This window comes from Stenotrophomonas sp. GZD-301 (genome assembly GCF_049310345.1).
In the GTDB taxonomy this organism is placed as follows: domain Bacteria; phylum Pseudomonadota; class Gammaproteobacteria; order Xanthomonadales; family Xanthomonadaceae; genus Stenotrophomonas.
Window position 1 is genome coordinate 53,327 of record NZ_JBMOWY010000012.1, and the last position, 13,961, is coordinate 67,287.

The following is a 13,961-nucleotide window of genomic DNA, read 5'->3' on the forward strand; positions in this document are numbered from 1 at the left end:
TGGGCTTCCCGGTCGTCTCCGTGGCCGAACTCCTTGCGGAGCACCCCGGCACGGATGGGGACGACAGGTGTGGATTCACCGGTGACGTCCGGTGTGGACGGTTTTCACGCGAAGAGCGCGGGAAATCCCGTCGATTATAGCCCGGCTGCGGTACCCAGCGCAATTGGCGGGGTGGCCGGGGCCAGATCGGCCTCCGCAGCATCGTCCAGGCGGGCCCGGAAATGCCCGTCGCGGTAGCCGTCGGCCCGCGCCGGCAGGGACCACCGGCGGGCGTGGCCGGGCAGGACGTAGCCGGCCAGGCCGGTGATCAGCGGATGGCGCCGGCCGCGGCGGTCAACAAAGGCCAGGTCGGCCAGGCGGACATGGCGATGGCCGTCATTGTAGAGGTGGAGGGCCGGTGTGGGCGGATCGCCACCGAGCGACACGGTCAGCTCGGGCGGGCCGGCGGCGACGCCGTCGGCGGCCAGGAACACCGGCAGCGAGACCTGCAGGGGTGGGCTGTCCGGCCCCGCGCGGAGCAGCAGGCGGTAGCTGCGCTCCTGCACAAGCGGGGCGGTATCCAGCCGCACCACGCGCAGCCGCTGCCGGCCGCCCGGTGCGATGGTGAGCTGCGCCGGGCTCAGGGCCACGTCATCGGCCGGGGTCAGCACCTCCTGGTCGGGCGTCTGCACCCAGCGGTACAGCCGGGCGTGGCCCGTCCACGCGCCCGGGTGGGTATTGCGCAGCCAGAGTTCGCCGTCGGCGCTGCCGGCGGGGAGGGTGACCTGCAGCGGAGCGATCTCGAGCGCCTGGCCCGCCGCGACGCCGGGCAGAAGCCCTGCCAGCACCGCGAGCAGCGCCGCCCTCCGCAGGATCAGAAGATGAAGGTGGGGGGCCATGCGCGCTCCGGGCCGGGCGGTGCCGTGTCATCGGCCGGGGCCAGCGCCTGCACCTGCGCCGGTGGCGCGGTGCCATCGCCGCTGCGCTGGTGGGCTGCCTGGCAGGCATCGGCCGCCGGGCCGGACGGCAGACGGCAGGCCTCGACCACCCGCAGGGTGATCCGCAGGGGCGTGGCGGGGGCGCAGAAGGCCGCGGGGGCGGCCAGGCTGGCGATCAGGCTCAACGCCAGCAGGGGGACGGAACGGCGGCGGATCATCCACGTCGACAACAGGGAGGGCGACGGGGTTATCGGCGCTGCGGCGCCACGCTTGAGGGGCGCTGCCGGCCTAGAACGTGATGGTGACCTGGACGCGGTCGTTGTAGCTGCCTTCGGCCACCGCACCGGCCGTGGCCGGTGCACGGCCATAGACGGTGATCGGCTGCGCGCTGCCGGTCCCCGTCTGGGCGAGGGTGTCCACGTTCTGCGCGTCGCCCCAGCGCAGGGTGCGCGCGCTGTCGCGGTACAGCTCATAGGGAATGCTGTAGGCGGCGTTGGTGACGTGCCGCATCCGCCGCACGCTGGTGCCGCCGGCATACAGGCCGTTGTCCAGCGCGACCGTGAACGGCGTGCGCTTCAGGCAGGTGGTGGTGATGGTGGAGGTCTGGTCGATCGCGCTGGCGATGCTGCCGGCGCGGCTGCCGAAGTCCATGTCGGTGGCGACCGTGGCGCTGCACTGCGCGAGCACGTTGGCGGTAACGGTGAACGGGAAGGCGTTGGTGGCGGTCTTGTGCCCGGTGGTGCCGGCAGTGCAGCTCGCCGGGGTGGTCGAGCCGCCCAGAAGGACCTCGTTGTAGGCGTATTCCAGGGTGACCGCGCTGCCGGAGAAACTGCTGGTGTAGCTGCCGAAGGCCAGCGCCTGGTTGGCCGGGATCTGGCCGTAGAGGGTCAGCGTGACTTCGCCATTGCCGCCAAGGACGGGCACCGGATACTTCAGATCGACCACCTGCGCGGGGGGCGTTCCGCCCGGCAGCAGTCCCCACGGGATGGTGCGCGCGGCATCGGTGTACAGCTGGAATGCCATGCTGTCGCCGAAGGTGTTGGTGATGCCGCGGAACGGGGACAGGGTGGTGCCCGTGCTGCCGGTTCCGATGCCGACACAGACCCGTACCGACGCGTCGGCGAGCAGGGACAGGCCGACGGTGCTGCACTGGATCTTGAACGAGACCATCACGTTGGTCGGGGCCGCTGCGCCATTGGTGATGGTGCCAAAGGCGAGCGTACCCGGCGCGGTCGCGGTGCAGGTGGTGGCCGCCCGCGCCGGCGCCGGTGCCAGCCACAGGCACGCCACCAGCGCCGCCAGCCACAGCCCGCTGCGCCAGGCGCTGCTCATGGGGGCACCGGCAGGCAGCGCAGCGGGCCGATGCGCAGGGGCGTACCGTCGGCCGTGCCGACCACCGCGACCTCGACGTCGCAGCGGCCGCGCTCTGTCTCCACGCGCAGGCGGCTCTGCGCCGGCAGATCGTCGAGGTACGCCTCGCCGTCATAGCCCACGATGGTCTGGCGGCCATCGGGCAGGTGCACGCGGCTGCCGGGGGGCAGGGCCGCGCCCTGCGGATCGTGCAGCACCACGGTGGCCTGGCGGGTACGCCGCAGGCCGAACGAAACGCCCAGTCCGGCGTTCTGGCGCGGCGTCACCCAGGTGTCTACCCGATCCGCGCGCATCTCGGCCGGCAGGTCCAGCGTGTCGATGGAGAGGCGATTGCGCTGCCAGGACAGCAGCGGCGTGACCAGCAGCAGGCCGTTGGCATCGGTCACCCCGATCAGGCGGTTCTCCAGCCGCACCGGGATGCCGCCAAACCCGGCGGTGGACACCACCGCGAACGCATCCGGCACCTCGCGTGCGGCGAAGACATGGCCCCCCATCCAGACCAGGCTGCCGGCGGCACTGGCATAGGCGTAGTTGGCATCGCCCTGGCGCGAGGCACCGAACGCGTAGCGGCCCACCCGGTTCAGCCAGCCCAGTTCGGCCAGTCCGCCCGCACCTCCGTCGCCGTCGCGCGCCTGCAGCCGCCAGCCGAATCCGCCCTGGCTGCCGTCGCCCGGCACCGGCTGGGAGACATCCACGGCATACAGGCTGCGGTCGCCGTTGCGTTGGGCCGACACACTGCTCTGGCGGTTGCGGCCCAGGCTGGCCGACACCGACAGGTAGACGCTGCGGTCGTCGCGGTCGGACAGGTCCTGGTTGAACGACAGGTACGCCGACCAGCGCTCGGAGAAGGTCTTGTTCCAGAACAGGCTGGCATAGCGGTTGTCGTCGCCGTCGGGATAGGACAGCCGCAGGTAGCTTGCGCTGATCGCCCCCGCGCGCCCCAGGGTCAGGCCGAGGGTGAGCTGGTCGGTGACATCCGGAGGCAGGGCATCCTGCAGGGCACCCAGGTCGCGGTAGTCGCCGTGGGTGCGGCGGGTGGCGGCATTGACGTTGAACCGCCGGTTGTTCCAGCTGTATCCCGCTGCCCACTGGCCGCCTTCGCGCCCATCCGCGCGGCTGTGGGCATAGGCGGCGTTGAACACGCCGCCGGCGCCGAGCAGCCACCAGCCGCCGGCCCCGGCATTGGCCACGCCACCGCCGCCTTCGGCATGGGCCTCGGCGGTGAAGCGGTTGCTGATGCCGTGCCGCCAGGTGCCGCTGGCCAGCACCGGCGTGTCGTAGGCGAAGGAACGGACGCCGTACTCGCGACGCATCCGGCCCACGCCGAACGACCAGTCGGTGAGGCCCTGGGCGAGCAGCTGCTGGGCGCCGTAGAAGGCGAAGTCCACCGTCTGCATGCGCCCGTAGGCGTCGGTGATCACCACCTGCGCGTTGCCCGCGCCGCTGATGCCGGGCTGGGCGGCGAGCTGGAACGGCCCGACCGGTACCTCGCCGTTGTACTGGCGCAGTCCGTCCACGTACAGCTCGACGCTGGACGGCACCACCGCCTCGCCGAGGAAGGTCGGTGTGGGGGTGAGCACGCGGTACGGCTGCAGCCCGTAGTTGCGGCCGATCTGCACACCGCCCATGCGTACCGGGCGGCTCCAGTCGACGAATCCGCTGAAGAAGTCGCCCACGGTCAAGGTCGTGGCGCTGTCGGGGAAATCCAGTTCCCAGCGGCTGTCCAGGCGGACGCTTTCGCCGTGCCAGTCGCCGTTGCGGCCGTCCTGGTAGGTGCGCAGCAGCTGGGTGCTTTCCAGGACGCCACGGCCGAGGCCGAAGACGCGCCACTGGGTGGTGAGTGCCAGGTTGCCTGCGTCCTGGTTGTGGCTGGCATACACGTCGTAATTGAGCAGGGCGCCCGGCGACGCGCTGGCCACCGGCGTGGGCTCGGCCGCGCGTTCCAGCAGGGTGGTCGGCAGGGTCAGCTGCGACAGCGGCGCGTCCAGGGTCAGGGTCTGCAGCGCCGCGTCGTAGCGCACCACCACGCCGCTCAGGGCGTCCAGCGGCAGCGGTGCTTCGCCCCGCACGCTGAAACCGAGCTGGCGCAGGGTGGCGGCCGGGGCCATCAGGCGGCCGGCGTCGAGCGAAAACGGCAGCAGGCCGCGTGGACTGCGGTTCAGAGTCACGTCCAGGTACAGCGTCTGCGTTGCCGTCAACGGGGTCGGCGCCGGCAGCATGGCGTCGCCCGACGCGCCGATATCGGCCTCGGCCGCGCGTGCGGCCGAGGGCAACAGGCTTGCAGCCAGCGCCATCCGCACGCAGGCCTCAGCGAGACGGTGGCGCAAGGGGGAGCGGGGTCTGGGCCTGCCCGCCATTGATCTTCGCCGAAAGCGTGCCGCCCGCCATCCGGGCTGCGGTGATCTCCAGCGGCCAGCGCATGGTCTGGCCGCTCAGCACATACCCGAGCAGGCCCGGTTGCACGACCTGCGGGCGCGCGGGGTCGCCCAGGGCGAGGTCGGCGATCTGGGCATAGCCGTTGCCGCGGTTGTGCACCTGCAGCGCGATGCGGCCCTCCCCGAGATCAACCACGCTCGCCTGCAGGTCCGGCGCCTGCGGTTGGCCGTCGGCCGGCTGCACGAACACCGGCAACGAATAGCGCAGCACGAACTGCATGCCGCGGCGGGCCGGGTCGAGGGTGGGCACCTCATCCACGATCACCCGGTAGGCGAGCTGTGTGGCGGGGGCCTCCGGCTGCGCGCGGACCACCCGTATCAGCTGCTGCTGGCCGGCGGCCAGTGACTGCATGGGCGGGCTCACCGCCAGCTCCGTGGTGAGCTCGAGCGCGTCCTTGCCATCGCGTTGCGTCCAGCGGAACACGCGCGCCTGCACGTCCACCGGCGAGGTGCCGCTGTTGCTGACCCACAACGCATCCGCATTCTGTCGAGGCGTGAGCTGCAGCGAGGTCGGCGCTACCTGCAGGCTGGCTGCCTGGACCGTGCCGGCGATGCCGAACCACAGCCAGGGCAACGCCCGCCATGCCGACGCCCTGGGTCGCCGTGGGCGCCCCGGTCCGAATGTCAGCATGGCAACCTCAGTAGGAAATGGTGGCGGTGACGGTGTCCTGGTAGCTACCGGTGGCGGCGTTGTTGACGCTGGGATTGGCGACCTGGCCGTACACGTTGTAGGCCAGCGGCACGCCGGTGCCGATACCGGCCACGGTGTTGGTGCCCGCGGTGGCGCCCCAGACGGTGTTGTGGCCGGCGTCCTGGTACAGCTGATAGCCCACGAAATTGTTGGTGGTCACCGCCGCATTGGTGTTTTTCATGCGCCGGGTGGTGACGTCATTGGCCGTGCCTGCGTTGGAGCCGGCATTGAGCGCGATGGTGTAGGGCGTCAATGCCGAGCACTGGGCGGTGATCGTGCCCTGGGCGTTGGAGGGGCTGGTGGCGGTGGACAGCGCACTGCCGAAATCCACGTCCGTGGCGGCCGCCGCGGTGATCGTGCAGGCCTTGGTGATGATGATCTTGACGTTGAAGGTGGTCGTATCGGCGGCCAAGGCGGTGGTGGACAGGGCCGCCAGGCCGACACCGACGAGCAGGGGACGCAGGGATCGCATGGGCATTCTCCTTGGACGGGGGTCCTGGATGTTCAGGTCGATGCTGACGTACTGCAGGGAACGGGCGCCGGGCTGGCGCTACCCTGCTTATAGGAGCGGGGTTGTCGGGGGGGTGTGAGGATTTTTGGCCGGATTTGGCGTTTTTTGCGTTCACATGGCCCGCCCGGGGCCTGCCGGCCCCCGGTCAGCCAGCCGAACCTGGGCTGTCAGCGTTCCAGCCGGCCCCGTTCAGTCTGGCTCCGGATCGGCGATAATGGTCGCCATGAGCGTGAATCTGAAAACTCCCCAGGAAATCGAACTGATGCGCATCGCGGGCCGTCTGGCCAGCGAGGTGCTCGACATCGTCACCCCGCACGTCAAGCCGGGCGTGACGACCGAAGAGCTGGACCGCATCTGCCACGACCACATCATCAACGTGCAGAAGGCCACGCCGGCCAACGTCGGCTACCGGGGCTTCCCGAAGACCGTATGCACCTCGGTGAACAACGTCATCTGCCACGGCATTCCCAGCGAAGCCAAGGTCCTCAAGGACGGCGACATCGTCAACATCGACGTCACCGTGATCAAGGACGGCTGGCACGGCGACACCAGCCGCATGTACTACGTCGGCACCCCGTCGGTGATGGCCAAGCGCCTGGTCGACACCACTTATGAAGCAATGTGGCTCGGTATCCGCGCGGTCAAGCCGGGCGCGACGCTGGGCGATATCGGCCATGCGATCCAGAGCTATGCCGAAGCCGAGCGGTTCAGTGTGGTGCGCGAGTACTGCGGCCACGGCATCGGCAAGATCTACCACGACGAACCGCAGGTGATGCACTACGGCCGTCCGGGCCAGGGCCTGGTGCTGCAGCCCGGCATGACCTTCACCATCGAGCCGATGATCAACGAGGGCACCCGCTACAACAAGGTGCTGCCGGATGGCTGGACCGTGGTGACCAAGGACCGCAAGCTGTCGGCGCAGTGGGAGCACATGATCGCGGTCACCGAGACCGGCGTGGACGTGCTGACCCTGTCGCCCGGCGAATCGCAGGTCTGAGCATGCTGCCGGCGAGCCCGATGCTGGACGCGCCGGCCACCTCCGTCGCCGACCCGGAATGGGCGGCGACAGCGCGCCAGTCCCTGCAGCAGGCCGACGCGCGCCTGTACCGGCGTTTCGACCAGGGCGACAACATCGAGCGCCTGCTGGCGTTGCGCGCCCGCGCGGCCGACCACCTGATCCGCCTGGCCTGGCAGCGCTGTCTGCCGGCCGAGAGCGGGCTGGCGCTGTTCGCGGTCGGTGGCTACGGGCGCGGCGAACTGTTTCCGCGCTCGGACATCGACCTGCTGATACTCGGCGAGCCGGCGCGCCAGCGGGCGCAGGAGCCGGCCTTGGCACGCCTGTTCGCGCTGCTGTGGGACTGCGGCCTGCCGGTCAGTCATGCGGTCCGTTCGGCGCACGAATGCACCGAGGCCAGTGCCGACCAGACCGTGCTGACCGCACTGATTGAATCGCGCCCGCTGGTGGCCGACGATGCCGCCCGGCAGGCGCTGAAGGCGGCCGTCAACGTCGACGCACTGTGGCCGCCGCGCGGGTTTTTCCTCGCCAAGCGTGAAGAACTGCTGGCGCGTCATCGGCGCTTCGGCGATACCGCCGACAACCTCGAGCCGGACATCAAGGATGGTCCTGGCGGCCTGCGCGACCTCAACACGCTGGGATGGATGGCGCTGCGTGCGTTCGGCGTGCGCGAGCTGGAGGCCCTGGTCGGTCTGGGGCATCTCGGGCCGGACGAGGCCGCCGCATTGCGCCGCGAGCGTTGCGCGCTGGCGCGGCTGCGCTTCGGCCTGCACCTGGTCGCCAACCGGCCCGAAGAACGCCTGCGCTTCGACTACCAGAAGACCCTGGCCGCACGCCTCGGGTTCGAAGACGACCCGGAGAGCCTGGGCGTCGAGAAAATGATGCAGGGGTTCTACCGCAGCGCCACGGTGGTGCGGCGGATCAGCGACCGCCTGCTGCAGCGGTTTGAAGAGCAGTTCGACGGCGAGGCGGTCCCCGAGCCGGTCAGCGTGGGCTTCTCGCTGCGTCGCGGTTACCTGGCCGCCAACGATCCGCAGTGGCCGCAGGGTGACATCGAACAGGTGTTCGCGCTGTTCTCCAGCTGGGCCTACAACCCGGATGTGCGGGGCCTGCATTCGCTGACCGCGCGTGCGCTGGCCGAATCGCTGGCGGCGCTGCCGGCGTACACCGAGGCCGGTGTCGCGGCGCGCGAGCAGTTCATGGCGCTGCTCCGCAGCCCGCGCGCGGTCGACACGCTGGCGCGGATGGCGCGCCTGGGCGTGCTGGGCCAGTGGATTCCGGCGTTCGCCCAGGTCTCCGGGCGCATGCAGTTCGATCTGTTCCATGTCTACACCGTGGACCAGCACACCCTGATGGTGCTGCGGAACATCGGCCTGTTCGCCAGCAGCCGTGCCGACGAGCGTTTCTCGATCGCCCACGAGGTGTGGCCGCGCCTGCGCAAGCCGGAGCTGCTGCTGCTCGCGGGCCTGTTCCACGACATCGCCAAGGGGCGCGGCGGGGACCACTCCGAACTCGGTGCGGTGGACGCACGCGATTTCTGCCAGGCGCACGCGCTGAGCACCTCGGACACCGACCTGGTGGCCTGGCTGGTCGAGCAGCACCTGCGCATGTCGGTGACGGCGCAGAAGCAGGACATTTCCGATCCGGACGTGATCCACCGCTTCGCCACGCTGGTGGCCAGCCGCGACCGCCTGGACTATCTCTACCTGCTGACCTGCGCCGACATCGCCGGCACCAGTCCCAAGCTCTGGAACGCCTGGAAAGACCGGCTGCTGGCCGACCTGTACTTTGCCGCGCGCCGCGCGCTGCGCGACGGGCTGGAAAACCAGATGCCGGCGGCCGAGCGCGTGGCCGAGGCGCGCGACTCGGTGCGCACGCTGGTGCGCGAACGCGGTTACGACGACGCCACCATCGACCGCCAGTTCGCGGTGATGCCCGATGAGAGCTTCATCCGGCTGCGTCCGGAGCAGCTGGCCTGGCAGGCCGCAGCGCTGGTGCCGGTGAAACAGGGCCAGACCCTGGTCAAGGTGCGCCGGATCACCCCCGACGACCATGCACTGGAAGTGTTCGTGCATTCGCCCGATCGCGATGGCCTGTTCGCCGCGATCGTGATGACGCTGGACCGCAAGGGCTATGGCATCCATCGCGCGCGGGTGCTGGATGGCCCGGTCGATACCATCTTCGACACCTTTGAAGTGACCCCGGCGGACAGTTTCGCCGACGGCGACGCGCCGCGGCTGGAGGCGGCCCTGCGCGATGCGCTGGCCGGCGACCTGTCGCGGCTGCGTCCCTCGCGCCGGGCCATTCCACGCCAGCTGCGCCATTTCCGTTTCGCCCCGCGCATCGAGTTCCGCGACGTCGCCGACGCCGGCAGCAGCAGCACCCGCTTCAGCCTGGTTGCGCCGGATCGCCCCGGCCTGCTGGCCGATGTCGCCTACGTGCTGCGCAACCAGCGCCTGCGCGTGCATGACGCCCGCATCGCCACCTTTGGCGAGCGCGCCGAAGACATGTTCGTGATCAGCGATGAACACGACCACCCCCTGACTGAATCCGCCAGGCAGCAGCTGCACGACGCCATGCTGGCCTGCCTGGACCCTGATCGAAACGCCGGAGACCCCCGCTGATGGCCACCAAGCCGACCAAGAAGACTGCCGCCACCTCTGCGGCGGCCAAGAAGACTGCCGCCGCCAAGGCCGCGCCTGCCGCCAAGACGCCGGTGGCTGCGAAGAAGGCCGCGCCTGCGCCGAAGAAGGCCGCTCCGCGCAGGACGGCCGGCAAGACCGCCGCCAGCCCGGCCGAAAGCGCCGCCAAGCGCACCGCCACCCGCGACGCAACCATCGCCCGCAAGTCGCTGCGCAAGCCGGCCACGCCGGGCGTGGAAGAACTGAAGTTCGGCATCGAGAGCGCCTTCGAGCGCCGTGCCACGCTGACCCTGCATGAACTGGAAGGCTCGACCAAGCCGCTGGTCGGCCGGGTCATCGACGGCCTGGAGACCGGTGAATTCCGCGTGGCCGAACCGGATGGCCACGGCGGCTGGAAGGTCAACGAATGGCTGAAGAAGGCCGTGCTGCTGTATTTCCGCGTCAACGACATGGCCGTGGTCGATGCGCGCCCGGCGCCGTTCTGGGACAAGGTCGAATCGCGCTTCGCCGGCTTCGATGAAGCCAAGTTCCGCCGTGCCGGCGTGCGCGTGGTGCCGGGCGCCATCGCCCGCCGCGGCAGCTACTTCGGCAAGGACGTGGTGCTGATGCCGAGCTTCACCAACATCGGCGCCTACGTGGGCGAGGGCACGATGGTCGACACCTGGGCCACGGTGGGTTCGTGCGCCCAGATCGGCAAACACTGCCACCTGTCCGGCGGCGCCGGCATCGGTGGCGTGCTCGAGCCGCTGCAGGCCAGCCCGACCATCATCGAAGACCATTGCTTCATCGGCGCCCGCTCGGAAGTGGTGGAAGGCTTCGTGGTCGGCCATCACAGCGTGATCGGCATGGGCGTGTTCCTTGGCCAGAGCACCCGCGTGTACAACCGTGCCACCGGCGAGATCAGCTACGGCTCGGTGCCGCCGTACAGCGTGGTGGTGTCCGGCCAGCTGCCGTCGAAGGACGGCTCGCACTCGCTGTACTGCGCGGTGATCGTCAAGCAGGTCGATGCCAAGACCCGCAGCAAGACCAGCGTCAACGACCTGCTGCGCGGTCTGGCCGACTGAGTTGATACCCTCGCTGGCGCAGGCCGCGCGCTACCGCCACCCCTACCCGGGGTGGCCGGGACGCATGCTGCAGCGCCTGCTGGACGGTACGCGCTGGCCGGCCCTGCGGCGCGCGCTGACCCGCGTGCTGCCGGTGCCGCTGCTGCGCAGCGACGTACGCGATGTGATCTACATGACGTGGTGGGTGGATGCCCGCCACGCGCCTGCGGCGCCGCCGGGCTACCGGCTGTTCACCCACGCCGGGCGCACGCCCTACACCGTGTTGACCTATCGTCACGGCCACTTCGGTCCGGCCTTCGCCGGGCCGCTGCGCGCGCTGTTTCCCTCGCCGCTGCAGAGCAACTGGCGCTGGTATCTGCTCCCCGACGGTGACGCTGCGGCCACGCCGGTGGTGCTGTTCGACCGCAACGTAATCGACAGCGTGGCCCACGCGGTGGGCGCCCGTCTGTTCAGTGATGCGATGCAGCCGCACTGGCCGGCACGCTTCGATCACGGCTGCTCCGATGACGGCTGGCACACCCGCATCGAGCCGGGGCAGGGCAGCGCCCCGGCACTGCAGGCGCAGCTGGTGCCGGCGGCGGCATGGCCAGCCGATTGGGCGGCGGGCGCATTCGCCGACCCGCCGCAGGCACTGGCGTTTCTCGCCTGCCAGGAGGCGGCCATTGCCGTGTCCGCCGATGGCCGCACCGCATTGACCCACATCGACCTGCCGATTGCGTTGCCGCAGGTGCAGCCCCTGCGGCTGGTGGGCCGGACGCACTGCCCGCGTGTGGCGGACATGGGCGCCGACCTCGCCGATGCGTTCTGCTTCCGGGTGCCGCAGGTGCCGTTCCGGGTCGTGTCCGAACGCCTGGTGTGACATGCTTCGGCGGTCTTTCCTGATCGATGTTGTGCGGAGCGCGCCATGACCACCACCCTGTACGGACTGAAGAACTGCGACACCTGCAAGAAGGCCACCAAGTGGCTCGACCGCTTCCAGGTGCCGTACACCTTCGTCGATTACCGCGAACACACGCCGTCGCCGGACACCCTGATCGACTGGGCCGCGCAGGCCGGTGGTTTCGCCGCGCTGGTCAACCGCTCCTCCACCACCTGGCGGCAGCTGCCGGACAACCGCAAGGCGGCCGCGTCCGATGCGGAGTGGAAGCTGCTGCTGCGCGAGCATCCGCAGCTGATCAAGCGCCCGGTCGTGGTCACTGCGGACGGCAGCATGACGCAAGGCTTCTCGGACAACGGCTTCAAGCAGCGTTTCGGAGCCGGCGCGTGAACGATGTCCTCGCGCTCACCTGCGACCTGATCGCGCGCGCCTCGGTGACGCCCGACGATGCCGGCTGCCAGGCGCTGCTGGCCGGGCGCCTGCAGCGTGCCGGCTTCGCCTGCGAACACCTGCGCCTGGGCGAGGTCGACAATCTGTGGGCCACCCACGGCCACGGCGCGCCGGTGCTGGTGCTGCTCGGGCACACCGACGTGGTGCCGACCGGCCCGGTCGAGGCCTGGGCCAGCAACCCGTTCGTGCCGCAGATCCGCGACGGCGTGCTGTATGGCCGCGGCGCGGCGGACATGAAGGGCAGCGTGGCCGCGTTCGTGGTGGCCGCCGAACAGTTCGTCGCCGCCCATCCGGACCATCCCGGCACCCTCGCGGTGCTGCTCACCAGCGATGAGGAAGGCGATGCCATCGACGGCGTGCGCCGGGTGGCCGATCTGTTCCGTGCGCGCGGGCAGGGCATCGACTGGTGCATCACCGGCGAACCGTCCTCCACCGCCGTGCTCGGCGATCTGCTGCGGGTGGGGCGGCGTGGCAGCCTGTCGGCCACGCTGACGGTGAAGGGCGTGCAGGGCCATGTGGCCTATCCGCAGAAGGCGCGCAACCCGATCCACCTGGCCGCCGCGGCGCTGGCCGAGCTGACCGCACGCCAATGGGACGACGGGTACGAGAGCTTCCCGCCGACCAGCCTGCAGATCTCCAACATCCATGCCGGCACCGGTGCCAACAACGTGATTCCCGGCGAGCTGCAGGTGCTGTTCAACCTGCGCTACAACCCGCACTGGAGCGCGCCGGTGCTGGAGCAGGAAATCGCCACGCTGCTCGACCGCCACGCGCTGGACTACACGCTGGGCTGGCACCGCAGCGGCGAGCCGTTCTACACGCCGGAAGGCACGCTGCGCCAGGTCGCCCGCGAGGTACTGGGTGCGTTCGCGGGCGCGCCGCCGGAGGAAAGCACCGGCGGTGGCACCTCCGATGCGCGCTTCATCGCGCCGCTGGGGGCGCAGTGCATCGAAGTCGGGCCGGTCAACGCGAGCATCCACCAGGTAGACGAGAACGTCGCGGTGGCCGATCTGGAACGGCTGCCGGCCCTGTACCAGCGCCTGATCGAGCGGCTCCTGGCGTAACCGCGTGGCCGACAGCGTAGAGCCGCCGACAGGGTAGAGCCGACTGTTAGTCGGCTGCTCTTCGCCGGACCACAAAACAGCCGACCAACAGTCGGCTCTACCCGGTAGGCTCTACCCAGCCAGGCATCCCAGCCAGGCATTCCAGCCAGCCGCCCATCACGCCACAATCAACCCGAACGCGGCCAATGCCGCGGCCGCCTGCTGCTGCGAAATCACCGCCTTCTTGAAGTGCTTGGCATCCATCACGTTGAGTCCGCTGATATCGGTGCCGCGCAGGTCGGCGCCTTCGAAGCGCGTCAGCCGGGTCTGTGCATTGCGCAGGCTACCGCCGTTGAACACCGCGTCGCGGAAATCGCAGCCGGACAGCTCCGCATCGGAGAAGTCCATGCCGTCCAGCTGCGCCTTGCGGAAGGACAGGCCGCGCAGGTCGGCACTGACCATCAGGCAGTGGCGGAATTCCAGCGCCCAGCCGCTCACCTCCTGCAGGTGCGCGCCGGTGAGTTTGCAGTCCTCGAACCGCACCGACGACAGCGTCGCGCGGCGCCAGTGACTGTTGTTGAGATCACAGTGCGAGAACTGGCTGTCGCTGAGCAGCGCCGAACTGAAGTCGGCCTGCGCACCCCGGCACTTGTGCCACCGGCTTTCTTCCAGCGACGCGGCCAGCCAGGTCGTCCCCGCCAGCGAGCACTGGTTGAACTGGAAGCCGTCCATGTCCAGCCGCGAAAAGTCGCCGCCGTCGAAGACGCATGATTCGAAAACCGCCGCGCGCGGGTGCGCGGCGATGATCTGCTGCATGCGGTCACGGGTGAGGGTGTCGTCGCGGAAAATTGCGCTGTTCATGCCGCGCATTCTGGGCGAGAAGCACGCGACGAGGCAGACTTGTGACCCGGCCGGATGTGTGTACAGACCCGGCTGGCAGGACGA

General features: G+C 69.9%; 13 protein-coding genes. 6 read left to right on the forward strand and 7 right to left on the reverse strand.

Annotated features, from left to right (window positions below):
• Positions 1-134: 134 nt before the first annotated feature.
• The 6 genes from ACO6VK_RS03385 to ACO6VK_RS03410 all read right to left on the reverse strand — a co-directional run bounded on the left by ACO6VK_RS03385 (position 135) and on the right by ACO6VK_RS03410 (position 5,886).
• A complete protein-coding gene (locus ACO6VK_RS03385; protein WP_422505572.1) occupies positions 135-878 on the reverse strand; it encodes a molecular chaperone in 744 nt (247 codons plus the stop codon).
• Positions 854-1,135 carry a hypothetical protein gene (locus ACO6VK_RS03390; protein WP_422505573.1) on the reverse strand — a complete coding sequence of 94 codons (282 nt, stop codon included), beginning with the start codon at positions 1,133-1,135 and terminating at the stop codon, positions 854-856. Before ACO6VK_RS03390 ends, ACO6VK_RS03385 begins: the two co-directional genes overlap by 25 nt.
• A 70-nt stretch (positions 1,136-1,205) precedes the next feature.
• Entirely contained in the window at positions 1,206-2,249 is a 1,044-nt protein-coding gene (locus ACO6VK_RS03395; protein WP_422505574.1) for a spore coat U domain-containing protein, read from the reverse strand.
• Positions 2,246-4,582 carry a fimbria/pilus outer membrane usher protein gene (locus ACO6VK_RS03400; protein ID WP_422505575.1) on the reverse strand — a complete coding sequence of 779 codons (2,337 nt, stop codon included), beginning with the start codon at positions 4,580-4,582 and terminating at the stop codon, positions 2,246-2,248. Before ACO6VK_RS03400 ends, ACO6VK_RS03395 begins: the two co-directional genes overlap by 4 nt.
• A 13-nt stretch (positions 4,583-4,595) precedes the next feature.
• Positions 4,596-5,354 (reverse strand): molecular chaperone, encoded by a 759-nt coding sequence (locus ACO6VK_RS03405; RefSeq protein WP_422505576.1) that lies wholly within the window; start codon positions 5,352-5,354, stop codon positions 4,596-4,598.
• 7 nt (positions 5,355-5,361) lie between these two features.
• The gene (locus ACO6VK_RS03410; protein ID WP_422505577.1) at positions 5,362-5,886 is read right to left on the reverse strand and encodes a spore coat U domain-containing protein; all 525 of its coding nucleotides are present in this window, start codon (positions 5,884-5,886) and stop codon (positions 5,362-5,364) included.
• 262 nt (positions 5,887-6,148) lie between these two features.
• On the opposite strand from ACO6VK_RS03410, the gene map reads away from it, so the two are divergent.
• The 6 genes from map (at position 6,149) to dapE (ending at position 13,037) form a co-directional block, all read left to right on the forward strand.
• Positions 6,149-6,922 carry a type I methionyl aminopeptidase gene (gene map / locus ACO6VK_RS03415; RefSeq protein WP_422505578.1) on the forward strand — a complete coding sequence of 258 codons (774 nt, stop codon included), beginning with the start codon at positions 6,149-6,151 and terminating at the stop codon, positions 6,920-6,922.
• A gap of 20 nt (positions 6,923-6,942) precedes the next feature.
• Positions 6,943-9,564, forward strand: coding sequence for a [protein-PII] uridylyltransferase (locus tag ACO6VK_RS03420; RefSeq protein WP_422505592.1), 2,622 nt, complete (start codon positions 6,943-6,945; stop codon positions 9,562-9,564).
• Positions 9,564-10,646 (forward strand): 2,3,4,5-tetrahydropyridine-2,6-dicarboxylate N-succinyltransferase, encoded by a 1,083-nt coding sequence (gene dapD / locus ACO6VK_RS03425; RefSeq protein WP_422505579.1) that lies wholly within the window; start codon positions 9,564-9,566, stop codon positions 10,644-10,646. The genes ACO6VK_RS03420 and dapD overlap by 1 nt, the downstream gene beginning before the upstream one ends.
• Before the next feature lie 64 nt (positions 10,647-10,710).
• Positions 10,711-11,505: a hypothetical protein gene (locus tag ACO6VK_RS03430; protein WP_422505580.1), complete on the forward strand. Its 795-nt coding sequence runs from the start codon at positions 10,711-10,713 to the stop codon at positions 11,503-11,505.
• A 45-nt stretch (positions 11,506-11,550) separates the two neighbouring features.
• Positions 11,551-11,913, forward strand: a complete 363-nt coding sequence (locus ACO6VK_RS03435) for an arsenate reductase (protein ID WP_422505581.1) — start codon at positions 11,551-11,553, stop codon at positions 11,911-11,913.
• Entirely contained in the window at positions 11,910-13,037 is a 1,128-nt protein-coding gene (gene dapE, locus ACO6VK_RS03440) for a succinyl-diaminopimelate desuccinylase (protein WP_422505582.1), read from the forward strand. Before ACO6VK_RS03435 ends, dapE begins: the two co-directional genes overlap by 4 nt.
• A 156-nt stretch (positions 13,038-13,193) precedes the next feature.
• Here the strand turns inward: dapE and ACO6VK_RS03445 are convergent, their stop codons facing one another.
• Positions 13,194-13,877, reverse strand: coding sequence for a pentapeptide repeat-containing protein (locus ACO6VK_RS03445; protein WP_422505583.1), 684 nt, complete (start codon positions 13,875-13,877; stop codon positions 13,194-13,196).
• Positions 13,878-13,961 lie beyond the last annotated feature (84 nt).

Coding starts and splice junctions, on each gene's coding strand:
- ACO6VK_RS03385 (WP_422505572.1), bottom strand. CDS start 878: ATGGCCCCCCACCTTCATCTTCTGATCCTGCGGAGGGCGGCGCTGCTC.
- ACO6VK_RS03390 (WP_422505573.1), bottom strand. CDS start 1,135: ATGATCCGCCGCCGTTCCGTCCCCCTGCTGGCGTTGAGCCTGATCGCC.
- ACO6VK_RS03395 (WP_422505574.1), bottom strand. CDS start 2,249: ATGAGCAGCGCCTGGCGCAGCGGGCTGTGGCTGGCGGCGCTGGTGGCG.
- ACO6VK_RS03400 (WP_422505575.1), bottom strand. CDS start 4,582: ATGGCGCTGGCTGCAAGCCTGTTGCCCTCGGCCGCACGCGCGGCCGAG.
- ACO6VK_RS03405 (WP_422505576.1), bottom strand. CDS start 5,354: ATGCTGACATTCGGACCGGGGCGCCCACGGCGACCCAGGGCGTCGGCA.
- ACO6VK_RS03410 (WP_422505577.1), bottom strand. CDS start 5,886: ATGCGATCCCTGCGTCCCCTGCTCGTCGGTGTCGGCCTGGCGGCCCTG.
- map (WP_422505578.1), top strand. CDS start 6,149: ATGAGCGTGAATCTGAAAACTCCCCAGGAAATCGAACTGATGCGCATC.
- ACO6VK_RS03420 (WP_422505592.1), top strand. CDS start 6,943: ATGCTGGACGCGCCGGCCACCTCCGTCGCCGACCCGGAATGGGCGGCG.
- dapD (WP_422505579.1), top strand. CDS start 9,564: ATGGCCACCAAGCCGACCAAGAAGACTGCCGCCACCTCTGCGGCGGCC.
- ACO6VK_RS03430 (WP_422505580.1), top strand. CDS start 10,711: ATGCTGCAGCGCCTGCTGGACGGTACGCGCTGGCCGGCCCTGCGGCGC.
- ACO6VK_RS03435 (WP_422505581.1), top strand. CDS start 11,551: ATGACCACCACCCTGTACGGACTGAAGAACTGCGACACCTGCAAGAAG.
- ACO6VK_RS03445 (WP_422505583.1), bottom strand. CDS start 13,877: ATGAACAGCGCAATTTTCCGCGACGACACCCTCACCCGTGACCGCATG.